At 73.2% G+C, this 22,684-nt stretch carries 19 protein-coding genes and 1 pseudogene; 12 read left to right on the top strand and 8 right to left on the bottom strand.

Annotated features, from left to right (window positions below; translation table 11 throughout):
* The first annotated feature begins 6 nt into the window (after positions 1–6).
* Entirely contained in the window at positions 7–1,425 is a 1,419-nt protein-coding gene (gene aspA, locus I3F58_RS11615; RefSeq protein WP_240108249.1) for an aspartate ammonia-lyase, read from the top strand.
* 137 nt (positions 1,426–1,562) lie between these two features.
* Complete coding sequence (locus I3F58_RS11610) at positions 1,563–3,191, top strand: RICIN domain-containing protein (protein ID WP_240108248.1); 1,629 nt, start codon at positions 1,563–1,565, stop codon at positions 3,189–3,191.
* Positions 3,192–3,212: 21 nt separating this feature from the next.
* Here I3F58_RS11610 and I3F58_RS11605 read toward each other — a convergent pair whose 3' ends face one another.
* Positions 3,213–4,214, bottom strand: a complete 1,002-nt coding sequence (locus I3F58_RS11605; protein ID WP_240108247.1) for a serine protease — start codon at positions 4,212–4,214, stop codon at positions 3,213–3,215.
* 183 nt (positions 4,215–4,397) lie between these two features.
* Positions 4,398–4,880 carry a GNAT family N-acetyltransferase gene (locus I3F58_RS11600; protein WP_240108246.1) on the bottom strand — a complete coding sequence of 161 codons (483 nt, stop codon included), beginning with the start codon at positions 4,878–4,880 and terminating at the stop codon, positions 4,398–4,400.
* 62 nt (positions 4,881–4,942) lie between these two features.
* On the opposite strand from I3F58_RS11600, the gene I3F58_RS11595 reads away from it, so the two are divergent.
* Positions 4,943–5,746, top strand: coding sequence for an exodeoxyribonuclease III (locus I3F58_RS11595; protein ID WP_240108245.1), 804 nt, complete (start codon positions 4,943–4,945; stop codon positions 5,744–5,746).
* A gap of 352 nt (positions 5,747–6,098) precedes the next feature.
* Positions 6,099–6,452 (top strand): annotated as a pseudogene (locus I3F58_RS11590) (PH domain-containing protein); the annotation flags it as partial.
* A gap of 45 nt (positions 6,453–6,497) precedes the next feature.
* Here the strand turns inward: I3F58_RS11590 and I3F58_RS11585 are convergent.
* The 4 genes from I3F58_RS11585 to I3F58_RS11570 form a co-directional block, all read right to left on the bottom strand.
* Positions 6,498–7,196, bottom strand: a complete 699-nt coding sequence (locus tag I3F58_RS11585) for an HAD family hydrolase (RefSeq protein ID WP_240108244.1) — start codon at positions 7,194–7,196, stop codon at positions 6,498–6,500.
* 149 nt (positions 7,197–7,345) lie between these two features.
* Positions 7,346–7,912 carry a class I SAM-dependent methyltransferase gene (locus I3F58_RS11580; protein WP_240108243.1) on the bottom strand — a complete coding sequence of 189 codons (567 nt, stop codon included), beginning with the start codon at positions 7,910–7,912 and terminating at the stop codon, positions 7,346–7,348.
* 5 nt (positions 7,913–7,917) lie between these two features.
* Positions 7,918–9,057, bottom strand: coding sequence for a hypothetical protein (locus I3F58_RS11575; protein WP_240108242.1), 1,140 nt, complete (start codon positions 9,055–9,057; stop codon positions 7,918–7,920).
* Positions 9,054–10,040 carry a hypothetical protein gene (locus I3F58_RS11570; protein WP_240108241.1) on the bottom strand — a complete coding sequence of 329 codons (987 nt, stop codon included), beginning with the start codon at positions 10,038–10,040 and terminating at the stop codon, positions 9,054–9,056. Before I3F58_RS11570 ends, I3F58_RS11575 begins: the two co-directional genes overlap by 4 nt.
* Positions 10,041–10,259: 219 nt before the next feature.
* On the opposite strand from I3F58_RS11570, the gene I3F58_RS11565 reads away from it, so the two are divergent.
* Positions 10,260–11,399, top strand: coding sequence for a hypothetical protein (locus tag I3F58_RS11565; protein ID WP_240108240.1), 1,140 nt, complete (start codon positions 10,260–10,262; stop codon positions 11,397–11,399).
* A 13-nt stretch (positions 11,400–11,412) separates the two neighbouring features.
* On the opposite strand, the gene I3F58_RS11560 is transcribed toward I3F58_RS11565, so the two are convergent.
* Positions 11,413–12,048 carry a MerR family transcriptional regulator gene (locus tag I3F58_RS11560; protein WP_240108291.1) on the bottom strand — a complete coding sequence of 212 codons (636 nt, stop codon included), beginning with the start codon at positions 12,046–12,048 and terminating at the stop codon, positions 11,413–11,415.
* Between the two features lie 272 nt (positions 12,049–12,320).
* Here I3F58_RS11560 and I3F58_RS11555 point away from each other — a divergent pair, with 272 nt between their 5' ends.
* From I3F58_RS11555 to I3F58_RS11535, 5 genes are read left to right on the top strand one after another with little or no spacing between them, the layout of a single operon-like run.
* A complete protein-coding gene (locus I3F58_RS11555; protein WP_240108239.1) occupies positions 12,321–13,847 on the top strand; it encodes an NAD(P)/FAD-dependent oxidoreductase in 1,527 nt (508 codons plus the stop codon).
* The gene (locus I3F58_RS11550; RefSeq protein ID WP_240108238.1) at positions 13,844–14,731 is read left to right on the top strand and encodes an alpha/beta fold hydrolase; all 888 of its coding nucleotides are present in this window, start codon (positions 13,844–13,846) and stop codon (positions 14,729–14,731) included. Before I3F58_RS11555 ends, I3F58_RS11550 begins: the two co-directional genes overlap by 4 nt.
* Positions 14,728–15,618 (top strand): SDR family oxidoreductase, encoded by an 891-nt coding sequence (locus I3F58_RS11545; protein ID WP_240108237.1) that lies wholly within the window; start codon positions 14,728–14,730, stop codon positions 15,616–15,618. The genes I3F58_RS11550 and I3F58_RS11545 overlap by 4 nt, the downstream gene beginning before the upstream one ends.
* Positions 15,615–15,788 (top strand): hypothetical protein, encoded by a 174-nt coding sequence (locus tag I3F58_RS11540; protein WP_240108236.1) that lies wholly within the window; start codon positions 15,615–15,617, stop codon positions 15,786–15,788. The genes I3F58_RS11545 and I3F58_RS11540 overlap by 4 nt, the downstream gene beginning before the upstream one ends.
* A 7-nt stretch (positions 15,789–15,795) precedes the next feature.
* A complete protein-coding gene (locus I3F58_RS11535) occupies positions 15,796–15,978 on the top strand; it encodes a hypothetical protein (protein ID WP_240108235.1) in 183 nt (60 codons plus the stop codon).
* A gap of 87 nt (positions 15,979–16,065) precedes the next feature.
* On the opposite strand, the gene I3F58_RS11530 is transcribed toward I3F58_RS11535, so the two are convergent.
* Positions 16,066–19,395, bottom strand: coding sequence for a S41 family peptidase (locus I3F58_RS11530; protein ID WP_240108234.1), 3,330 nt, complete (start codon positions 19,393–19,395; stop codon positions 16,066–16,068).
* Between the two features lie 212 nt (positions 19,396–19,607).
* Between I3F58_RS11530 and I3F58_RS11525 the strand changes: the two genes are divergently transcribed.
* Both I3F58_RS11525 and I3F58_RS11520 read left to right on the top strand, forming a co-directional pair.
* Positions 19,608–20,180, top strand: a complete 573-nt coding sequence (locus I3F58_RS11525) for a TetR/AcrR family transcriptional regulator (RefSeq protein WP_240108233.1) — start codon at positions 19,608–19,610, stop codon at positions 20,178–20,180.
* Positions 20,181–20,385: 205 nt separating this feature from the next.
* Positions 20,386–22,623, top strand: a complete 2,238-nt coding sequence (locus I3F58_RS11520; protein ID WP_240108232.1) for an MMPL family transporter — start codon at positions 20,386–20,388, stop codon at positions 22,621–22,623.
* Positions 22,624–22,684 lie beyond the last annotated feature (61 nt).

The raw sequence follows: 22,684 nt of genomic DNA, 5'->3' as shown, positions 1-22,684 counted from the left end.
GCCACCATGGACCGCCCCGCCTCCCCCTTCCGCAGCGAGCACGACCTGCTCGGTGACCGCGACATCCCCGCCGACGCCTACTACGGCGTCCACACCCTCCGCGCCGTCGAGAACTTCCCCATCACCGGCACGCCCATCGCCGCCTACCCCGAGCTGATCACCGCGCTCGCGAGCGTCAAGCAGGCCGCCGCGCTCGCCAACCGGGACCTCGGGCTGCTGGAGGCCCGCAAGGCCGACGCGGTCGTGGCCGCGTGCGAGGAGATCCGGGGCGGCAAGCTGCACGACGCTTTCGTCGTGGACGTCATCCAGGGCGGCGCGGGCACCTCGACCAACATGAACGCCAACGAGGTCGTCGCCAACCGGGCGCTCGAACTGCTCGGCCACGGCAAGGGCGAATACCGGCACCTGCACCCCCTGGAGGACGTCAACCTCGGGCAGAGCACCAACGACGTCTACCCGACCGCGGTCAAGATCGCCCTCGACCTCACGGCCCAGCGGCTGCTGGAGGCCATGGAGGTGCTGCGGGACGCCTTCGCCGCGAAGGCCGAGGAGTTCGCGGACGTGCTGAAGATGGGCCGTACGCAGCTCCAGGACGCCGTCCCCATGACCCTCGGCCAGGAGTTCGCCTCGTACGCGATCATGCTGGAGGAGGACCGGCGGCGGCTCGGCGAGGCCTGTGCGCTGATCCGTGAGATCAACCTCGGCGGCACGGCGATCGGCACCGGGCTCAACGCCCACCCCGAGTACGCCGCGCTCGCCTCCCGCCATCTGCGGGACATCACGGGGCTGCCGCTGACCGTCGCGGACGACCTGGTCGAGGCCACCCAGGACGCCGGGGCGTTCGTCCAGCTGTCGGGTGTGCTGAAGCGGATCGCGGTCAAGCTGTCCAAGACCTGCAACGACCTGCGGCTGCTGTCCTGCGGGCCGCGCGCCGGGTTCGGGGAGATCAACCTGCCGCCCGTGCAGGCCGGTTCGAGCATCATGCCGGGCAAGGTCAACCCGGTCGTGCCCGAGGTCGTGAACCAGATCGCGTTCGAGGTCATCGGCAACGACATGGCCGTCACCATGGCCGCCGAGGCCGGACAGCTCCAGCTCAACGCCTTCGAACCGGTCATCGCCCACAGCCTGCTCAAGAGCCTCACCCACCTCCGGGCCGGATGCCTGACCCTCGCGGACCGCTGCGTGCGGGACATCACCGCCAACCGCGACCACCTCGCCCGGCTCGTCGACCACTCGATCGGGCTCGTGACCGCGCTCAACCCGCACATCGGGTACGAGCAGGCCACCGCCGTCGCGCAGGAGGCGCTGCGCAGCGGGCGCGGTGTCCGTGAACTGGTCCTGGAGAAGGGACTGCTGACGGAGGAGGAGCTGGGCCGGGTGCTGCATCCGGACAACCTCGCCCGGCCGCACTCCGTCCGGTCCTGATCTTCAGCTGTTCCGGAACTCTTGTTCCGGAAAGGAGAGTTGTGGAAGGGTGAGGTGCCTCACAGCCCGACCGGCTGTTCCCGCCTCAGCCCGACCGGCTGTTTCGGCAGGTGCTTTCGCCCGGATGGAACGACCACATGCAGCACGACCACTCTCCTCTTTCCGGGGGTTCCGACGAGCGGCTTCTCGGCCGCCTTCGCGATGCCGGAGATCCCTTTCCGACGGCCGCGCTGTCGGCCCGGCACTGGCAGTCCGTTCATGACTACGTGGCGCTCTTCGCGCCCTCGGGAAAGGGCTCGGGGGCCGTCACCTCGGCGGTCTTCGGGCAGGTGCTCGAAACCCTGCGCCGGAGCGAGGAGCCGCCTGTCTCCGTCGCCCTCCGGCCACACCTGCTGGGCGAGGCGCGGCAGGTCCTGGCCCGGTGGGCGGGCGACCAGCGTGTCGCCGCCGTCCTGCCGGGCCTCCGCGCGCCCGGCGCGCCCGCGGAGAACCGGCAGCTGATCGCCCACGCGTACCGAGGCCTGCCCGCCGCCGCCCAAGTGCTCCTCTGGCACCGGGAGGTGGAGGCCGAGGGCCTGTCCATCCCGGCGGCCCTGCTGGGCATCGACCCGCGCGACGCGAGCCCCCGGCTCGACGAGGCGCGGGCCCTGCTGCGCGAGGGCTGCGTGATCGCCCAGCACGACCTCGCCCCGGACCGCGAGTGCCGCCATTTCGGCAAGCTCCTGGACATCTCCCTGCGCCGCACAGGGCCGCTCATCCCGGACATCCAGCGGCACCTGGCCGCCTGCTCCCACTGCCGTTACGCCGCCGACCAGTTGCGGCAGTCGGACGGCCGGCTGCCGCTGCTGCTCGCGGAGGCGGTGCTGGGCGGCGGGGCGGAGCGCTACCTGGAGGGCCGGCCCGGACGCCGGAGGGTGCGGGACGAGAGCACGGGGCCCGGTCCGGGGGCGGGCGGAGGCGCCGGGGCTCGGGTTCTACGGCGGGCCGGGCGCCATGCGCGAGCGGTGGCGGCGCGGCGCCGCGCGCCGCGTTCCCGGGGGTGGCGGAGACCCGGCGGCGGGGCGCTGCTGACGGGGCTGGGGGTCGCGCTCAGCGTCCTGCTGCTCGCTGCGGCGGTGTCGGGACTGTGGCCGGACGAGCAGGGCGGCGGCGGGGGAGCGGAGGCGGCGCGGCCCGCGGAGCCGGGGGAGCCCGGGTCCGCCGGGGCTTCGGGTGCCCCTGAAGGCTCGGGCGGTACGGGGGGTGACGGCGGTGCGGGTGCCCCGGGTGACCCGGGTGCTTCAGGAGGCCCCGGTGCCCCGGGCGCGTCCGCCACCGCCACCCCTGCCCCACCTCCGGCCCAGGCGGGTCACCCCACCGGCGGGGTCACCCTGCGCACCCGTCTCCGGACCACCCGTCACCTGTGCCTGGACGTGCCGGGCGGCGCGCGCGACGGGGCCGGGCCGGTGCTCGCCGCCTGCACGGGTTCGGTCGCGCAGACCTGGCTGTACGAGCCGGACGGCCTGCTGCGGAACGCGGCGGCACCGCACCTGTGCCTGGACTCCGGGCGCCCGGACGGCACGGTCGTGCTGGCACCGTGCCGGACGGGCCCCGGCGTGCGGTACGACGTGACGCTTCAGGGCGCGGTGGTCCCGCGCGGGAGCGCCACGCTGGCCCTCGCGCCCGTCACGGCCGAGGAGGGCGCCGCCCTCGTCGTACGCCTGCGGGAGGACACGCCCGAGCAGCGCTGGCTGACCGACGGGCAGGCCGGCGGAACACGGGCGTGAACTCCCCGGTGTGACGGCGCGTCAGGAGGTCTGGGCCCTGTCGTAGAGGGCCTGGGCCTCGTTGCCGAAGTAGGGCCCGAACATGCGGTTCGGCAGGAAGACGTAGCCGAAGCTGTTCACCGAGACCTGGAGGCCGGTGCCGGCCGCCTCGCTGAAGCCGGTGAACCAGGGGCCGCCGCTGGACCCCCCGGTCATGTCGCAGCCGAGGCCGTGGTCCTGGCTGAGCAGGAAGTCCTTGGACGAGTTGCCACTGCAGTAGACGAGCTTCGAGCCGTCGTACGGGTCGGCCGCCGGGAAACCGAAGGCGTACATGGCCTTGTTGTAGCCGCCGTTGAACTGGAGGCCCTGGCCGCCGGTGACCTCCGTGAGCTTCCGGCCGCCGAGCGGGGCGACGACGGCGGCACCGATGTCGTGGTTGATGTCCTCGCTCGCCTCCCACCGCGGGGTGGTGAGGGTCTTCGTGGCGGCCCACTGGCCGTGGGGCGCGTCGCCGTCGGCGTACGCGGGGACGAAGATCCAGTCGGTGTGCCAGCTGCCCTGGTACTTCACGCAGTGCCCGGCGGTGATGACGGTGGACTGGTTCTGGCTGGTGACAGCGTTGGCGGAGCAGGAGGCGGTACGGCCGTCGAAGGTGAAGAACACCCGGCCGGAGGTCTTCACGACAGCGCCGCCGGAGGTCCAGCCGCCGCCTGCCTGCGGGAAGGACAGCGGCCCGGCGGCGGAGGCGGCGGACCTGGGCGCGGTCGGGGCGACGGTCGTGGTCTCGCCCCCGGCCTGCGGGGCCTTCAGCTTGCCGAGCTGGGCGGGGCCGAGGAGCAGGTCGAGCGGGGTGGCGCCGCGCATGCGCTCGGGCGTCCAGTAGGCGGCGGCGTCACGCTGCTCGGCGGGGGACACGGAGTGGGTGGCGGTGGTGTCACTGTCGGCGGTGGCGGCGGTCGCCGGGGTGGCGGCGGTCAGCGCGCCGGTGAGCAGGGCTCCGGCGGTCAGCAGGGTGCCTGCGGACGTGGTGCGGTGGCGTCTCACGCATGTCTCCTTCTGCCGTGCCCGGACCGCCCGACGGGGCCGGCCGGGGCAGGGGGTGGGGGGATCGAAGATGTGCGGATCGCGGGTACGACACGACGTGGTGCGTGAGCAGGGTGCCACGCGGCCCTGGATTTGTCAGGGCCGCGACACGAAGGCCTCACCGGCGGGCGAAGCGTTCCGGCCTCACGGCCTGAGCTGCTTGGCGAAGCAGCAGCTGCTCTCGTACTCGCGGTAGAAGCCGAACTTGGTGCACGGCTCGTAGCCGCTGGAGGCGTAGAGGGCGATGGCCTCGGGCTGCCTGTCGCCGGTCTCGAGGACCATGCGTGTGCGGCCCGCGGCGCGCGCGTCCTCCTCCAGCAGGGCGAGAACGTGCCGGGCTATGCCCCGGCCGCGAGCCTCGGGTATGACGTACATCCGCTTCAGCTCGGCGTCGCCGTCCGCGTACCCCTCGCCGTTCGCGTCCATCGAGCGCCAGCCGCCGGTGGCGACGGGGCGCTCCCGGTCGTCGTACGTGATCAGGTAGAGCCCGCGGGGCGGCAGGAACATGGCTGGGTCGAGCCGGGTCTCGTCGCCCTCGCCGCCGTACCGCTCGGCGTATTCGAGCTGGACCTGGTCGTTGAGCTTGACGGCGTCGGGGTGGTCGAACGCCGAGGTGCGAATGATCATGCCGAAAATCGTACTTCTATTCGATGACGGAGGGGGAGGTGTTTCTGTCGTATTGTGCCGGGATGCTCACCGTCACCAGCGTCAATGTCAACGGCCTGCGTGCCGCCGCCAGGAAGGGCTTCGTGGAGTGGCTGGCCGGTACGGCCGCCGATGTGGTCTGCCTCCAGGAGGTCCGGGCCGAGGAGTCCCAGCTCCCGGATGCCGTCCGGGCCCCGGAGGGCTGGTACGCGTTCCACGCCCCGGCCGCCGCCAAGGGCAGGGCGGGTGTGTCGCTTCTCACCCGGCGGGAGCCGGACGCGGTACGGGTCGGGTTCGGGGTGACGGAGTTCGAGGCGTCGGGCCGCTACGTGGAGGCGGACCTGCCGGGTGTGACGGTCGCGAGCCTGTACCTGCCGTCCGGCGAGGTCGGGACCGAGCGCCAGGACGAGAAGATCCGCTTCATGGACGCGTTCCTGCCCTACCTGAAGGAGCTGCGGGAGCGCGCGGCGGCCGACGGGCGCGAGATCCTGGTGTGCGGCGACTGGAACATCGCGCACCAGGAGGCCGACCTGAAGAACTGGAAGGCCAATCGCAGGAACGCGGGCTTCCTGCCGGAGGAGCGCGCCTGGCTCGGCCGCGTCCTGGACCCCGCCGACGGCGGCTACGTGGACGTGGTCCGCGCCATGCACCCGGACCGTGAGGGCCCGTACACCTGGTGGTCCTACCGGGGCCGCGCCTTCGACAACGACGCGGGTTGGCGTATTGACCTGATTGTCGGTTCGCCTCGCCTGGCCGAGCGATGCGTGAAGGCGTACGTGGAGCGGGCGGCGAGCCACGCGGAGCGGTGGAGTGATCACGCACCCGTGACCGCCGTGTTCGACGTGTAGGGACCGGCAGCGGAAAGCCCCGGCTGGCTTGCTCGCCGCCGCCGGACGGGGCCGCATGGGGGCACCTAAGCGCGGTTCACGCTTTCTGGCGGGGCCAGCCACTCACGGCCCCCGCCCTCGGGGCGTAAGAACGCCGTAGGGCGCTTCTGTCGCTCGCTCGGGAACTGGGCGGGGTCCTCGTAGTCCAGGATCACGTCCCGCAGGATGCCGACCCGTCCCGTTCGGTCTTCCACGCGCTGCCCGATGTCCGCCGAGGTGACCATCAGTGCCCCTCGGGTGGCGCCGCATGAAGATGTTGCAGTCACTCACGGTCGCCCAGTCGCCCACGACGCGAGCACGGCCCCTTACTGCGGAGCCCGGCGAGGAGGCGTTTCTGGCCGCCCGCTTCCTGGAGCACACCGACTACAACCCGAACAGCTTCGGCACCCACATCGTCCTCGGAGACGGCCCGCCCGCGGTGACCCCCCACCCCGGCCCGGGCAGGTTCGCGGCGAAGCGGATCCCGGCGGAGCGCCTCACCGTCAAGGACGTGCGGCGTGTCCGGGGCGGCGACGGCGACAGCGTCTCCAGCAGCTGGCACATCGCCGAACTCGACGACGCGGGCAGGCCGGTCCGCCTCGCGGCCGCCCCGGCCGACCTGACCCGCATCATCCGCGAGCTGGGCGCCGCGCGTACCACCGCGGACACCGTGGGCTCCGAGCCGTGACCGTCTCCGGCGGCTGACGACGGCGGCGGCCGGCACCGTCGGGTGTCACCGCTCAACGCCCCCGGACTCCGGCGCAGTCGCAGCAACCGCGCCGTGCGCCGGACCGCGCAGCCCGGAGCCGGGCAGGACGCTCAGCGCGCACCGGAGGTCGGCAGGCTCGCGGTAGTGCACGCCGGTCATGCCGAGCGCGACCGCGGCGGCGGCGTTCTCCTCCCGGTCGTCCACGAACAGACACCGGTGAGCGGCGGCGCCCGCCCGTTCGGCGGCCGTCTCGTAGATCGCCGCGTCGGGCTTGGCGACGCCGAGCCGGGCGCTGCTGACCACGTGGTCCGCGAGATCCGTCAGTCCCATGGACTCCAGGTCACGCTCCAGTCCCAGGGTCGCGTTGGTCACCAGTACCAGCGGCACGTGTGCCCGCGCCCGGCGCAGCAGGGAGACGACCTCTTCGTCGGCCCGGAACGGGGCGTCGGCAAGGGCCCGCCCCAGCTCGCGGGCCTGCCGGTACGGCACCCGGTCCGAGAGCGCCGACGCGATGCGGGCCACCCATTCCTCCTCGGTGATCCGGCCGAGGAGAAGCGGCAGGTCGATCTCGGGGGAGTAGGCCACCCGCGCGGTGGTCCCCTCGGCGAGCCCCGCAGCCCGCTCCAGCGCGCTCAGCGGCGCGGTGTCGTAGAAGCGGATCACGTTGTCGAGGTCGCACAGCACCGCGTCGAAGGGCTTGCGGGATGTCCCGGAGAACGTCATCTCCCGGTGGTAGCACGTCCCCCGGCGGGCGGCGAGGTTCCCGTCGGATTCTCGGAGAAGCTGCCGGGCGCCCGGGACGGTCTTCCCGCACGGGGACACGGCGGCACAGCCGTTGTCGTGACCTGCGCCGAGCGCACGGGTGCCTTCGGTCAGCCGCGGCGGACCGCGACGATCGCCGAGCTGGTGGGAGTCGTGAGGATCTCCGTCGCGTCCAGGGCGGGGTGGGTGAGGTAGAGGAGGCGGAGGCCGTCCACCTCGCCTTCGAAGCGGGGTGGCCAGTCCGCCGACGGGGTGAAGTCGTCGAGAACCAGGAGTCCGCCGGGGGCGAGCAGGTCGACGACCCGCTCGGGGGCGTCGCGTTTGCCGCCACCGTCGCAGAAGAAGACGTCGAAGGGGGCGTGCTGTTCCAGCAGGCGCCAGTCGCCGGTGAGGACGCTCACGCGGGCGTCGTCCGCGAAGAGGGCCGCCGCCCGGCAGGCCAGGTCCTTGTTCCGTTCCACCGTCGCCAGGCGGGCGTCCGCGCCGAGGCCGTTGTGCAGCCAGGCCGTTCCCACACCCGCGCCGGTACCGCTCTCCGCGATGACCCCGTGCGGCTTCGCGGCGGCGGCGAGGCTCAGCAGCCTGCCCACCTCGCGGGTGCAGCTCTTCGTGAAGCCTGCCTCGGCGGCGCGCCGCTCCGCCGCCGCCACGCGGGGCGGAACCGTACGTTCTGCCACGGTCCTCAGCCCTTCTCGCCGAAGCCGGGCATCTCGGTGATCTCCAGCGGGCCGCATCCGATGCGGTCCGCCTCCGCGGCGACGTACGCGGGGAACAGGTCGCGGAGGAGGTTCTTCTGCCCGAACAGGTCTCTGTTCTCGGCCATGAAGACGACAGTCCCGGTCTGGCAGCTCACCTCGTACTCGGCCCGCGCGTGCGTGAGGGAGCCGCGCCCCCGTGTGCCCACGATGCCGGGCAGGCCGTTCGGGGCTTCGCTGTGGAAGATCTTCGCCAGCTCGGGATCGGCCACCGTCGTGAACCGCAGGTCGTCTCTGCGGAGCCAGCCGACGCCGCATACGCGCGCAGGGCCTTCTGCGCCGCCCACTCGGGACCGGGTCCGGTCGAGTACCTCCTCGTCGCGCCGGTCGGCGGGCAGGGCCAGATCCTTGATCCCGCACAGGGCGTCCGGATCCACCCGCTGCCACTCGGCCTGTCCGGGAAGCTTCTCGGGGAGCGCGTAGCGCTCCGTGCAGCCGTACGCGCGCATCACCCCGTTCGTCGTGTGCACGACCGCGCGGGCCAGGGCGTCCTGCTCGGCCGCCTGCCGCGCATCCGAGTCCATGCGGGCGGCGTCGATGTCGACCACGGCCAGGTTCCCCGTTCCGATGCAGCCCTGCGGCAGTCTCAGCCAGGCATGGCTGGTGGACACCATGCCGGGGAGCCCGTCGCCCAGCGGGGTCATGCCGCTCCGGAGGAACTCCTCGTGCCATCCGTCCGCGGCGGGGCCGCTCTGGGTGTCGAGCCAGTGCACGTTGACGTGCAGGCGCTCGGAGATCCGGTCCGGGTGCTTCACTCCGTACGCGGTGACGCGGCACCGTCCCGACGAACCCCGCTGGAACAGCGTCTGCTCTTCGGCCACCGTCCTGCCCTCGCCCACCAGCGCGGTGAGCGTCGTGTCGTCCAGCGAGTCCCAGCACGGTTTCGAACCGCCCCACGGCAGCGTGTCCGTACGCCAGGCGACGAGACCGGCCCCCAGCAGCGCGCCGACCAGGCCCGCCACGATCGCGACGCGCACGGCGGGCCGCCGGAGCAGGCGGGCCGGCGCCGACCGCGGCGCCGAGTCGTCCGGCTGCGCCGAGCCCTCGGGCTTCCCCGTATCCGTCATCGCGCGTTCCCCTCGTCCTTCCCGCACCCCATGCGCTCGCTCACCGACCGGACGAAGTTCCCGAACACCGTCCGGTCGTCGGGTACGCCCCGCCCCTTCAGCAGCTCCGGCCTCATGTAGAACGTGGTCTTCCGTCCGTCGCAGGTGCGCTGCACCAGCCCCTTGTCCGCACCCTCCGGCAGCCCCGCGAAGAGTGCGGAAAGGCGCGGGCTTCCCGTCATGACGAGGTGGAGCCCGGGGTCTCGGCCGTCGGCGTGGCGACGGGCGATCCGTGACGTGCAGACCTGCAGGCGGTCACCGAACACCGCCGCGAACTCGGTGTACTTGACCCCTCCCAGGTCGAAGCGCACTCCTGGGATCCGGCACATGTCCTTCCCGCCGGAGCGTTCCTCGTCGCCGCTCGCGAGCGTCGCCATCGGCAGCGTGCGGTCCAGGGGCTCCCGAGGTGCGCAACCGGCGCTCCGCATCGCCGTTTCAGCCACGTCGACGAGCAACCGGGCGACCTCGGACTCCCGCCCGATGTCCCGGTCGTTCCCGTGGACCGTGACGACCGTCGGCCGGCCCTTCACATCGCACCCGGCGGGCATGACGTACATCGCGCGGTTCTTCGCCACCGTCCCGTCGAGCCCCTCGGGCAGCGGGGTCATGGTGGCGGGCAGAAAGCGGGCCAGCCACGCGCGGTGCTCCTGCTCCTCCTCGGGGAGCCGGCCGTACGAGACGGAGACGACCTGGCTGGACACGTCAGCCTTCCCAGGCCTCTTCCATGTCACCGTCACCTCGCACTCGGCGGGCTCGCCCGAAGCCGAGGGCGGTGCCGACTCGGTGGCCGTGACCTTCTCGCCCTCGCCCATGTGCTCGCCGCTCAGCAGGCCTGGCCCGCTCCTCTCCTGCCAGGCCCCCCAGCAGTAACTGTCGCGGAAGGGACCGCTGTCCGTGGCCCACAGGCCGATGCCGGACGCGAACAGCGCTACTGCCGCGAGCATGACAGGCGCTTTCCGGCGTCGCCTTCCGCCCGGTCCCCCGTGTCCCACGCCGTTTCCCCCTGCGAATCCGTACCTTGCAGCAAACGGCGCTGATGGTACGGCACTCCTGACGGCTTGTTCGCGGCCGTATGCCTGGCCGTCACGGATGCGGCCCGGCAGGATGGGGCGGAGTCGTGAAGGTCCGTGAGCGGTCCGCGGGCCGTGGGCGAGGGGGCGTTCATGAAGAGACGTGTCGCGATGGGCGCGGTCGTCGCCGCACTGGCGGGGCTCGTCACCGCGGGAGGGCCCGCACTGGCCGAGGCGGGTTCCGAGGAGACCGCTGCCTGCGCGACGGGGCCGACCGTGCTGGAGACGCTGCCGCCTGCCGGGACCGGCCGGTACGGCGACGACGGCGTGCACGCGCTCGGGCGGCCCGGTGTCGCCGTGGGGGTCAGCGCGGGTCTGCCCGTGTACTGGACCGGGACGCGCGTCCATGAGGTGCCGATGCCCGAGGGGTACGACCGCGGGTTCCTGAAGGACGTCAACAAACGGGGGACGGCGGTCGGGCGGCTGAGCGGGCCGTCGGGTCGCGCCCTCTTCGGCTACCGGCTCGGCGCGCCCTCGGTGCAGCTGCTCAGCGAGGGCGGTGCGATCGGCAGGGGTGGCGGCGCCGCCGTGAACGACGCCGGGTACATCGCCGCCGTGGGTGCCGACGGGACGCCGCGGGTCTGGCGGAAGGGAGCGGTCGTCCGTGAACTGCCGCTGCCCGCGGACGCCGGGTCGGGGACGTCGGTCAGGGGCATCGCGGGCATCAACGCCCGGGGCGACGTCCTCGGTCACGCGGTGCGGACGGAGGACGCGGACGAGGGGTTCGTGTACGGCGAGAACCCGGTCGTCTGGCCCGGTGACGGCGGCCCGGCGAAGTCACTGCCGGTCGCCGTCTCCGAGTGGCTGGCCCACAACACTCCCACGGGCATCGACAGCGAGGGCCGGGTGGTCGGCACGTTCTCCGCCACCGACCGGTTCAACCCGGTGGAGAAACCCTGGCACTGGGCGGTGCCCTACGAGGACACCGGCTCCTCGCCCGGTCTCCTCAGGGGATTCGGACAGGGCGGGTTCTCGGCGATCAGCCCCACGACGAACGTGTCCGTCGGCACCGCGCGGTCCTACGGCGAGGAGGTGCCGTGGACGCCTTCCCGGGCGCAGTACTGGCCGGGACGCGGGCCGCTCCTGGCGCTGCCGGGCCTCGCGCCGGGGCGGGACTCCGAGGCGTGGGCCGTGTCCGACGACGACCGGGTGGGCGGGGTCGCCTCGCCGGAGTCCTGGGGGTTCCAGCCGGTGATCTGGCACTGCGCGGGCAAGCAGGCGTACAGGCCGTGACCCGCGGCTCCGGCTAGGAGTCCACCGGTCCCGGCGCGGCGCGCAGCCGCCTGTCCAGCGCCATCGACAGCTCCGCCTCCACCACGCTCTTGGCCAGGGGGCGGAGCCGCGCCGGGTCCGTGCCCGAGGTGTGCGTCCGCAGTACCGTCGCGAACAGCGTGGCCAGCGCGTCCGCGTGGCTCCGTACCTCCCGGGCCGCCGCCAGCACCGCCGAGAGCGGGACGCCCTCCTCGACCAGCGAGGCCGAGACCTCCAGCAGCCGGCGGCTGACGTGGACCAGGTCCTCGCCGTCCGTCGCCAGATAGCCGAGGTCCATCGCCGCCGCGAAGTTCTCGGCCGTGGCCTGGTCCCCGAAGAAGTCGGCCAGCTGTTCCGGGTGGAGCCGCACCGGCTCCTCCTCCGAGGGCTCCCCGAGGCCCAGCACCTCGCCCACGTCCCGGCCGCTCTCGAACGCCGCCGCCAGGTCGGCTATGCCGTTCAGGGTGTGGCCGCGCTCCAGCAGGGCGGCGATCGTGCGCAGCCGGGCCAGGTGGTGGGGGCCGTACCAGGCGATGCGGCCCTCGCGCCGGGGCGGCGGGATCAGGCCGCGCTCGCGGTAGAACCGCAGGGTGCGGGGGGTGATGCCGGCTGCCCCGGCCAGCTCCTCCATCCGGTACTCGCGGCCCTGCCCCGGGCCGGGAGCGCCGGGGTCCGCGGGGGGAACGTCCCGGCCCGCGCCGGAGAGGCCCTCGTCCGCGCAGGGAGCGTCCTCGCCCGCGCCGGGCCCGTCCGCGCCCCGCGCGCCATGTACATCCGCCACACGGCAACCCTATGTCGTACTGCCGGTAACTTTCCTCGGCCGAACCCCTACCGCCCGGTAGGCGCAGGCTCTACCCTCCCGAACAGTGCCAGTGATTGCTGGCAGAGTCTTGGGAGGGCCGCATGAGCGAGAACCAGCGCGAGCGTGCGCCGGAGCACGTCCGCGTCGCCGTCATCGGGTCCGGTTTCGGCGGGCTCGGCGCCGCCGTCCGGCTGCGCCGCGAGGGGGTCACCGACTTCGTCGTCCTGGAACGGGCCGACTCCGTCGGCGGCACCTGGCGTGACAACAGCTACCCCGGCTGTGCCTGCGACGTACCGTCGCACCTCTACTCGTTCTCCTTCGCCCCCAACCCGGACTGGCCCCGCACCTTCTCCGGTCAGCCCCACATCCGCGCGTACCTGGAGCACGTCGCCGACACCTTCCGGCTCCGCTCCCACCTGCGCCTGGGCCACGAGGTGCTCAGGATGCGGTGGGACGCCGACCGGCTCCTGTGGGAGATCGAGACCTCCCGGGGCCGCTTCACGGCCGGGTTCGTCGTCTCCGCCACCGGCCCCCTCTCCGACCCGAAGATCCCCGGGATCCCCGGGATCGAGCGGTTCGAGGAGGAGGGCGGGAAGGTCTTCCACTCCGCCCGCTGGGACCACGGCCACGACCTCACCGGCAAACGCGTCGCCATGGTCGGCACCGGCGCCTCCGCCATCCAGATCGTGCCCGCCATCCAGCCCCGCGTCGGGCGGCTCACCCTCTTCCAGCGCACGCCCCCCTGGGTCATGCCGCGCGTCGACCGTGCCATCACGGGCCCCGAGCGCTGGCTGCACCGGCAGCTGCCGTTCACCGGCAAGGCCCGGCGCGGCATCCTGTGGGGGATCCGCGAACTCCAGGTCAGCGCCTTCACCAAGCGCCCCGGCGAACTCGGCCTCGTCGAACAGCTCGCCAAGGCCAACATGAACCGGGCGATCAAGGACCCCGCACTGCGGGCCAAGCTGACGCCCTCGTACCGCATCGGCTGCAAGCGCATCCTGCTGTCCAACGACTACTATCCGGCGCTCGCCAAGCCCAACGTCGACGTCGTCGCCTCCGGGCTGAAGGAGATCCGGGGGCGCACGCTCGTCGCCGCCGACGGCAGCGAGGCCGAGGCCGACGTGATCGTCTTCGGCACCGGCTTCCACGTCACCGACCTGCCGATCGCGGAGCGGGTCGTCGGCGCCGAGGGAGTCAGCCTGGCCGAGGCGTGGAAGGACGGCATGGAGTCGCTGCGCGGCGCCACCGCCGCCGGATTCCCCAACTGGATGACCGTCATCGGCCCCAACACCGGCCTGGGGAACTCCTCGATGATCCTGATGATCGAGTCACAGCTCAACTACATGGCCGACTTCGTACGGCAGTTGAGCCTCCTCGGCCCGGGCGCCGCCCTCGCCCCCCGGCCCTCGGCAGTCGCCGCCTGGAACCGGCGCGTGCAGTCCAGGATGGAGCGCACCGTCTGGAAGTCCGGAGGCTGCGACAGCTGGTACCTCGACGCCAGCGGCCGCAACACCACGCTCTGGCCCGGCACCACCTCCGAGTTCCGCCGCGCCACCCGCGCCGTGGACCTGGGCGAGTACGAGGTCGTACGGGCAGCCCGCTCCGCGCGAGAGGGGGCCGCCGCGTGAACCGGCCCACGAACCTCACCGCCGTCTCCGCCGACGGGTCCTCCCTGCACGTCGAGGTGTACGGCTCCGAGGGCGCACCCGCCGTCGTCCTCGCGCACGGCTGGACCTGCAACACCGCCTTCTGGAACGCCCAGGTCCAGGACCTGGCCGCCGACCACCGGGTCGTCGTCTACGACCAGCGCGGGCACGGCCGCAGCCCCGCCGTCGGTGCCCCCGGCCACTCCACCCGCGCCCTCGCGGACGACCTGGAAGCGGTGCTGGCCACCACCCTGGCCCCCGGCGAGAAGGCCGTCCTGGCCGGTCACTCCATGGGCGGCATGACCCTCATGGCCGCCGCCTCCCGCCCCGCCCTGCGGGCCCACGCCGCCGCCGTGCTGCTGTGCAACACCGGGGCGTCCCGGCTGGTCGCGGAGTCGACCGTGCTGCCGATGCGCGCCGGGCCGGTACGCACCCGGCTGACCCACGCCGTCCTCGGTTCCCGCGCCCCCCTCGGGCCTGTCACGCCCGTGTCCAGGGCCCTCCTCAAGTACGGAACCATGGGCCCCGGTTCAGCCCCGGCGCGGGTCGCCGAATGCGCCCGCATCGTGCACGCCTGCCCGCGCCGTGTGCGGGTCGCCTGGTCCCGGGTGCTGGCCGGGCTGGACCTGGACGCGGGCGTGCGGGAGCTACGGGTTCCGACCGCCGTCATCGCCGGGGCGGCCGACCGGCTGACCCCGCCGGTGCACGCCCGCACCATCGCCGCCGCGCTGCCCCGGTGCCTCGGGCTGGACGTGCTGCCCGGGATCGGTCACATGTCACCGATCGAGGCGCCCGAGGCGGTCACCGGGCGGATCCGGGAGCTGGTCACCACGTACGTGCGCAGTGAGAAGGAGCGGGTCGTATGAGCAGGGGCAGCCTGGAAGGACAGGTCGCCGTCGTCACCGGCGGCGCCCGGGGCGTCGGTGAGCTCCTGGCCCGCAAACTCTCCGCGCGCGGTGCCAAGGTGGCGCTCGTCGGGCTGGAGCCGGACGAGCTGAAGCGCGTCTGCGGCCGGCTGCACACAGAAGGCGACTGGTGGCACGCCGATGTCACCGACCACGAGGCCATGGCGCGGGTCGCGGGCGAGGTGAAGGAGCGGTTCGGCAAGGTCGACATCGTGGTCGCCAACGCCGGGGTCGCGGCCGGGGGGCCGTTCGTCGACTCGGACCCGGTGGCCTGGCGGCGGGTCATCGAGGTCAACCTCGTCGGCGGCGCCGTGACCGGGCGGGCCTTCCTGCCCGTACTCCTCGAAAGCCGGGGGTACTTCCTGCAGATCGCGTCCCTGGCCGCCATCACCCCGGCGCCCATGATGAGCGCGTACTGCGCGTCCAAGTCCGGGGTCGAGGCCTTCGCGCACAGTCTGCGCGCCGAGGTCGCCCACCGGGGCGTGCGGGTCGGCGTCGGCTACCTGTCCTGGACGGACACCGACATGGTGCGGGGCGCCGACCGGGACGACGTCATGCGGGAGTTGCGGCAGCGGCTGCCGTGGCCGGCGAACCGGACGTACCCGCTGGGCCCGGCGGTCGACCGGATCGTCGCGGGGATCGAACGGCGCTCGGCGCACGTGTACGCGCAGTGGTGGCTGCGGGGTATGCAGTCCGTGCGGGGCTACCTGCCGGGGCTCATCGCGACGGTGGGGCAGCGGGACGTCCGCCGCTTCGAGCCGAGGCTGGGCGGGGTGCCGAAGGGTCTGGTGGGCGCGGGGGGTGCGGCCGACGAGCGGGCGCGGGGGGAGGAGCCGGCCGGGGCGTGACGTCGGCGGGGCCGCGCCCCGTAGTGCCGCCGGACGGCCGGGTCCGGCGGTACTACGCACTGCCCTCACCCTCCGTGCTGATCGAAATGCGCCCCGTCGCGCCCCGTGCCACGCTGGTCGAGGCCGGGGCGGCAAGGCTCCGGCACTCCCCCCACCCCGTACAGGAGTGAATTCCGGATGGGCATCAAGGACCAGTTCCAGGACAAGGCGCAGGAGCTCAAGGAGCGGGCTCAGCAGGAGGCGCGCAAGGCGCAGCAGCGCAAGGGCGGCAAGCCGCAGCGCTCGCAGGACCGCGACACGTCCGACCCGGCCGTGCGCGAGGCGCAGGACCGCCTGGACCGCGACTACGACGCCTCCTGACCGCCTCAGCCGCGAAGCGGTGGCGGAAGGACGCCTGTGCCCCGGGCTGAGTGCCTCGCCCGGGGCACAGCGCCGTCCGGCGCCGGGTCAGCGCGGCGGCAGCGGCGGGCGGCTGCGGTCCGGGGTCCCCGAATAGTCCGGCGGCTCCGACGCCCCCCGCTTCGCCAGCAGGCCCAGCGCCACCTCCACCGCGTCCGCGAGCTGCCGGTGGCGGCCCTCCGCCCAGTCCAGCGGGGTGCGCTCGATCTCCATGTCCGGCTCCACGCCGTGGTTCTCCACGCCCCAGCCGTACTCCTCGAACCACGCCGCGTTCATCGGCACCGTGATCACCGTGCCGTCGCCCAGCCGGTGACGGCCCGTCATGCCGACGACCCCGCCCCAGGTCCGCAGGCCCACCACCGGGCCGAGCCCCTGGAGCTTGAACACCGCCGTGATCATGTCCCCGTCCGACGAGGTGGCCTCGTCCGCGAGCGCGACCACCGGCCCGCGGGGCGAGTTGGAGGCGTACGAGACGGGCTGTGCGTGCCGGGTGAGGTCCCAGCCCAGGATCCTTCGGGTCAGCTTCTCCACGACCAGTTCGGAGATGTGGCCCCCGGCGTTGCCCCGCACGTCGACGATCAGCGCGGGCCGGGCCATCTCCATCCGCAGGTCCCGGTTGAACTGCGCCCAGCCCGAGCCGCCCATGTCCGGGATGTGCAGATAGCCGCAGCGGCCCTCGCTCAACTCGTGGACGACGTCGCGCCGTTTGGCCACCCAGTCCTGGTACCGCAGCGGCCGCTCGTCCACCAGCGGCAGCACCGCCACCCGCCGTGGCCGCCCCTGCTCGCCCTCACCGGGCGCGAACGTCAGGTCCACGGTCGTCCCGCCCGCCGCCGCCAGCAGCGGATACGGGCCCGTCACCGGATCGACGGGCCGCCCGTCCACATGCGTCAGTACCGCCCCCTCCCGGATCCCGGTCCCCGCCAGCGGCGAGCGTGCCTTCGAGTCCGAGGACTCGCCCGGCAGGATCCGCCTGACCACCCAGCTCCCCTCCCGGCAGACCAGGTTCGCGCCCAGCAGCCCCATCGCCCGCTGGTAGTGCGGCGGGCCCTCGTTGCGCCGGGAGGGCGTCACATAGGCGTGCGACGTACCCAGCTCGCCGAGTACTTCGCGCAGCAGGTCCGCGAACTCGTCGGGCGAGGCGACCCGTTCGACCAGCGGCCGGTACTGCTCCAGGACCCCGTCCCAGTCGATGCCGCTCATCCCCGGGTCCCAGAAGTACGCCCGGACGATCCGGCCCGCCTCCGCGTACGCCTGCCGCCACTCCGCCCCCGGGTCGACCTCGTGCTGGATGCGCCGGGCGTCCACGTACACCGTCGTGTCCGGGTCCCCGGACTCGGTCGCGGGCAGCGCCCGCAGGTCGCCCTCGTCGACCACGACCAGGCGGGTTCCGTCCCCGCTCACCCCGAACCAGTCCAGATGCGGGACCAGTTCGGACTTGCGGGCCTTCGCGATGCTGAAGTGCTCCAGGGTCGGCCGCTCCGACGGGTCGGACGGGTTCACGAAGGTCTCCCCGAGCGCGCCCGAGATCGGCCAGCGCAGCCACACCAGCCCGCCGCCGCTCACCGGGTGCAGGGACGAGTACTTGGACGCGGCCACCGGGAACGGCGTCACCCGGCTCTCCAGTCCCTCCACCTCGACCAGGACCGTCCCGTCGCCCGCCGTCTCCTCCCCGCCCGGATCCAGCCCGCCCGCCGCCGGCCGTCCCTCGGGCGACAGCGCGAACGGCGACGGGGTCGTGGACGCCAGGGGCACGAGGTAGGGGCGGCAGCCCAGCGGGAACGACAGGTCACCGGTGTGCACGTCGTACACCGGGTCGAAGCCCCGCCAGGAGAGGAACGCCAGATACCGGCCGTCCCGGGTGAAGACGGGGCTCTCGTCCTCGAACCGGCCGTTCGTCACGTCCACGATCAGCCCGTCCTTGATCCGGGCCATCCTGATCTGCCGCAGCGACCGGCCGATGAACGGGTGGGACCAGGTCAGCCAGGCCCCGTCCGGCGAGAACGCCAGGTCCCGGACGGGCCCGTTGACGGACCGGACCAGCTCGGTGACCTCGGCGGCGGCCCGTGCGGCGGGGCCTTCGGAGGCGGCGGGGTCCGCGGCGCCGTACGGCTCCGGCACCTCGCCGGCCCCGGCCGTCTCCTCCTCCGGTACGCCGACCAGCAGCAGCCGCCCGTCGTGCGTCGCCACCGCCAGCCGCTCGCCCGCAGGGTCGGCCACCATCTCGTGCACGCGGCCCAGCCGCCCCGCCGCCACCCGGCGCGGCGGCCGGACACCGCTGGCCCGGGGCAGGTACGCGACCTCGATCGCCTCCTCGCCCTCAGCGTCCGTGACGTAGGCGATCCGCCCCCCGCCGCCCAGCATCTCCGGCAGCCGCACCCGTACGCCCGGGGTGTCCGCGATCGCCCGCGCCGGGCCGTCCCGGTGCGTCAGCCAGTACAGGCTGCCCCGCACGCACACCGCGCTGGCCCGCCCCGTCTGGTCCACGGACACCGCCTGGAGGTGCTGGGAGGCGGGCACGTGGTACCGCCGCCGTCCCGCGCGCTGCCCGCCCGGCCGGACCTCCAGCCGCCGGGGCCGCGCGTCCGGCGTCAGCGCGTCCACCAGCCACAGGTCGCCCGCGCACTGGTACACCACCCGGTGCCCGTCGGACGAGGCGTGCCGGGCGTAGAAGGCGTCGTGGTCGGTGTGCCGCCGCAGGTCCGTACCGTCCGGCAGGCACGAGTACAGGTTCCCGACGCCTTCGTGGTCGGACAGGAAGGCCACCCTCCCGTCCACGAACATCGCGCAGTCCAGATGGCCGCCCAGGTCCGGCAGCAGCCGCTCGCCGTGCAGCCACAGACGCCCGGTCGCCCCGCCCCGGTAGCGCTTCCAGGAAGCCGGTTCGTGCGGCGGCTTACCGGTCAGCAGCAGCGTCCGGTGCTCGCCGCCCACGTCCGCGACCTGGATGTCCGCGCACGGCCCCCACGGCAGACGGCGGCCGGGGCTGCCGTCGGGGGCGACCTTGTACGCCCAGGAGAAGTGCGAGAACGGCTGGCCGTGCGAGGTGACGGCCAGGATGTTGCCGTCCGGGTCCCAGCCGCACACCCGGGTGTCGAGCGACCCCCAGTGGCTCAGCCGCCGGGCCGGGCCGCCGTCCACCGGGGCCAGATGGATCTCGGGGTCCAGGCTGCGCCAGCTCGTGTAGGCGATGTGGCGCCCGTCGGGGGAGAAGCGCGGGTGGCCGACACGCGTACGGTCCACCGTCAACCGCCAGGCCCGGCCCGGCGTCTCCCCGTCGGGGGCCAGCGGGGCGACCCAGAGGTCGTCCTCGGTCGCGAAGCACAGCAGGTTCTGATGGAGGTGGGGGAACCGGAGGTACGCGCCGTCGCTGCTCACACAGTCATGCTTTCCGCGCGGAGGGGGCCCGGCAACCTGTGGGGCGGCCCGGACCACGGTCGGGTGACCGCCGGGACGCCAGGGGGACGGCCGGGTGACCGCCGGGTGACCCGGACAACGTACGAAACAGTTTCGTTTCGCTGGCGGATGGCCTAAAGTCGGAGGCGTACGAAACGGTTTCGTACAGACCCATCACGAAGGCAAGGCACGCCATGGCACGCAGCAGGCTCACCCCGGAACGCGAGTCGGAGCTGTACGAGGCCGTCATCGACCTCCTCGCGGAGGTCGGCTACGACGGGCTCACCATGGACGCCGTCGCCGCCCGTACCCACTCCAGCAAGGCCACCCTCTACCGCCAGTGGGGGAGCAAGCCGCAGCTGGTCGCCCAGTCCCTGCGCAACCACAAGCCCGTACGGATCGAGGAGATCGACACCGGAACCCTCCGGGGCGACTTCCGCGAGATGATCTCGCGCACGGACGACTGCGAGATGGCACGGGACTCCGCGATGATGCGGGGCCTCGCCCATGCCATCGACTCCAACCCCGAACTCCTCCAGGCGCTGCGGGAACTGCTCATCGAGCCCGAGATGACCGGGCTGGGGCAGATGCTGCGGCGCGCGGTGGAGCGGGGCGAGGTCCGCGCCGACAACCCGGCGCTCGACCTGGTCCCGCACATGATGGTGGGGGCCTTCGTCACCCGGCCGATCATCGAGGACCGACCGTGCGACCAGGCCTTTCTCAACGCGTACGTCGACGCCGTGGTGCTCCCCGCACTGGGCGTCTGAATCCGCCACCCGACCGGGCGTCCCCGCGCCCGGGAAGCGGTGGCACGCCCCCGGGCCGAGGCCCCGGGGGTGACGCTCCACGGCCGGGGTCTCCGGCCGAAGCACCGCACAACACCTGACGCGTGTTACCGCTCGACGCCGTCGGGACGACTCCCCAGACAACCGACCTGGAACTGAACCCACTCACCATCGGGAGTACGCCCCAGTGGCTACGTTTCTCTACAAACTCGGGCGGTTCGCCTTCCGGCGCCGCCATGCCGTGACCCTGCTGTGGATAGCGCTGTTCGCGCTCGCCGGCGTGGGCGCCGCCACCGCGCCCGCCGCCACCTCCGGATCCTTCTCGATGCCCGGCACGGAGGCCCAGAAGGCCTTCGACCTGCTGGAGCAGCGCTTCCCCGGCGGCAGCGCCGACGGCGCCACCGCCCGGGTGGTCTTCAAGGCGCCCGACGGCGAGAAGATGACCGACCCGGACAACAAGGCCGCCGTCGACAAGGCCGTGGGCGACCTGCGCTCCGGCTCCGAGCAGGTCGCGGCCGTCACCGACCCGTACACCGCCCAGGCCGTCTCGCAGGACGGCTCCACCGCCTACATCCACGTCTCGTACAAGGTCAACGGCATGGAGCTGACCGACGAGACCCGTGAGGCGCTGGAGAAGGCCGGGACCGGGGCCCAGAAGGACGGCCTCACCGTCGAGATCGGCGGCGACGCCCTGATGGCCGCCCCCGAGACCGGCACCGGTGAGATCATCGGCGTCATCGTCGCCGGGATCGTCCTCGTCATCACCTTCGGCGCGCTCGTCGCCGCCGGTCTGCCGCTGCTCACCGCGATCATCGGCGTCGGTATCGGCGTCTCCGGCATCACGGCGCTCGCCAGCACCCTGGACCTCGGCACCACCACCGGCACGCTCGCCTCGATGATCGGCCTGGCCGTCGGTATCGACTACGCGCTCTTCATCGTCTCCCGCTACCGCTCCGAGCTGCTCGAAGGCCGGGACCGGGAGGAGGCGGCCGGACGGGCCGTCGGCACCGCGGGGTCCGCCGTCGTCTTCGCGGGCCTCACCGTCGTGATCGCCCTCGTCGGCCTGGCCGTCGTCAACATCCCGATCCTCACCAAGATGGGCGTCGCCGCCGCGGCCACCGTCGCGATCGCCGTCCTCATCGCGCTGACCCTGATCCCCGCGCTCCTCGGCTACGCCGGCCGGTTCGTCTTCGGCCGCAAGGGACGCACGGCGCTGGCCGAGCAGGAGGCCGCCCGGGCCGCCGGGAAGACCGGCCCGGACGAGGCCGCGAAGACCGCCGAGGCGAAGCCCAACCTCGGGACCCGCTGGGCGCGCTTCGTGCTGCGCCGCCCGGTCGTCGTCCTGCTCGTCGGCGTCCTCGGCCTCGGCGCGCTCGCCGTCCCGGCCGCCTCCCTGGAGCTGGGCCTGCCCGACGACGGTGCCCAGCCGACCTCCACCACCCAGCGCCGTGCCTACGACCTGCTGTCCGACGGCTTCGGCCCCGGCTTCAACGGCCCGCTGATGGTCGTCGTCGACGGCGACAAGGCCGCCGCCGACCGTGCGGTGGAGCAGATCAAGGGGCTCGACGGGGTCGCCATGGTCACCCCGCCCACGCCCAACAAGGCGGGCGACACCGCCATGGTCACCGTCATCCCGAAGGAGCGCCCCTCCTCGGCGGAGACCGAGGACCTGGTCCGCGACATCCGCGACACCACCGGCGACGACGTCCTCGTCACCGGCCAGACCGCGATGAACATCGACTTCTCGCAGAAGATGAACGACGCCCTCCTCCCGTACCTCGGGCTGGTCGTCGGCCTCGCCTTCCTGCTCCTGATGGTGGTCTTCCGGTCCGTCCTCGTCCCGCTCAAGGCCGCGCTCGGCTTCCTGCTGTCGGTGGTCGCCGCCCTCGGCGCGGTCGTCGCCGTCTTCCAGTGGGGCTGGCTGGGCTCGCTGTTCGGCGTCGAGCAGACCGGGCCGATCATGAGCATGATGCCGATCTTCATGGTGGGTGTGGTGTTCGGCCTCGCCATGGACTACGAGGTCTTCCTCGTCACCCGGATGCGCGAGGCGTACGTCCACGGGGAGCGCCCCGGCGAGGCGATCGTCACCGGGTTCCGGCACGGCGCCCGGGTGGTCACCGCCGCCGCGATCATCATGATCTCCGTGTTCGCGGGCTTCATCGGCTCCAGCGAGCAGATGGTGAAGATGATCGGCTTCGGTCTCGCCTCCGCCGTCCTGTTCGACGCCTTCGTCGTCCGGATGGCGATCGTCCCGGCCGTCCTGGCCCTGCTCGGCCACAAGGCCTGGTGGCTGCCCCGCTGGCTGGACCGGGCGCTGCCGAACGTGGACGTCGAGGGCGAGGGCCTGCGCAAGGAGCTGGGCGGCGACGACCGGCACGCCGACCGGGAGGACCCGGACGCGGAGCGTGAGCTGGTGCGCGCCTGACCGCAGCCGCGCGTCCGGACCGGGCCGCGCCCGAACGCCGCCAGTACGCCGCACCGGGTCA

Source organism: Streptomyces sp. MUM 203J, from assembly GCF_022414595.1.
Classification (GTDB): Bacteria; Actinomycetota; Actinomycetes; order Streptomycetales; family Streptomycetaceae; genus Streptomyces.
The sequence above is the reverse complement of the archived record's forward strand: the minus strand, read 5'-3'. Positions and strand labels throughout refer to the sequence as shown.

What these genes read in the sequence shown, in the direction of transcription:
- aspA (WP_240108249.1), top strand. Translation starts at nt 7, where the DNA reads ATGGACCGCCCCGCCTCCCCCTTCCGCAGCGAGCACGACCTGCTCGGT.
- I3F58_RS11610 (WP_240108248.1), top strand. Translation starts at nt 1,563, where the DNA reads ATGCAGCACGACCACTCTCCTCTTTCCGGGGGTTCCGACGAGCGGCTT.
- I3F58_RS11600 (WP_240108246.1), bottom strand. Translation starts at nt 4,880, where the DNA reads ATGATCATTCGCACCTCGGCGTTCGACCACCCCGACGCCGTCAAGCTC.
- I3F58_RS11595 (WP_240108245.1), top strand. Translation starts at nt 4,943, where the DNA reads ATGCTCACCGTCACCAGCGTCAATGTCAACGGCCTGCGTGCCGCCGCC.
- I3F58_RS11585 (WP_240108244.1), bottom strand. Translation starts at nt 7,196, where the DNA reads ATGACGTTCTCCGGGACATCCCGCAAGCCCTTCGACGCGGTGCTGTGC.
- I3F58_RS11575 (WP_240108242.1), bottom strand. Translation starts at nt 9,057, where the DNA reads ATGACGGATACGGGGAAGCCCGAGGGCTCGGCGCAGCCGGACGACTCG.
- I3F58_RS11570 (WP_240108241.1), bottom strand. Translation starts at nt 10,040, where the DNA reads ATGCTCGCGGCAGTAGCGCTGTTCGCGTCCGGCATCGGCCTGTGGGCC.
- I3F58_RS11565 (WP_240108240.1), top strand. Translation starts at nt 10,260, where the DNA reads ATGAAGAGACGTGTCGCGATGGGCGCGGTCGTCGCCGCACTGGCGGGG.
- I3F58_RS11560 (WP_240108291.1), bottom strand. Translation starts at nt 12,048, where the DNA reads ATGGAGGAGCTGGCCGGGGCAGCCGGCATCACCCCCCGCACCCTGCGG.
- I3F58_RS11555 (WP_240108239.1), top strand. Translation starts at nt 12,321, where the DNA reads ATGAGCGAGAACCAGCGCGAGCGTGCGCCGGAGCACGTCCGCGTCGCC.
- I3F58_RS11545 (WP_240108237.1), top strand. Translation starts at nt 14,728, where the DNA reads ATGAGCAGGGGCAGCCTGGAAGGACAGGTCGCCGTCGTCACCGGCGGC.
- I3F58_RS11535 (WP_240108235.1), top strand. Translation starts at nt 15,796, where the DNA reads ATGGGCATCAAGGACCAGTTCCAGGACAAGGCGCAGGAGCTCAAGGAG.
- I3F58_RS11525 (WP_240108233.1), top strand. Translation starts at nt 19,608, where the DNA reads ATGGCACGCAGCAGGCTCACCCCGGAACGCGAGTCGGAGCTGTACGAG.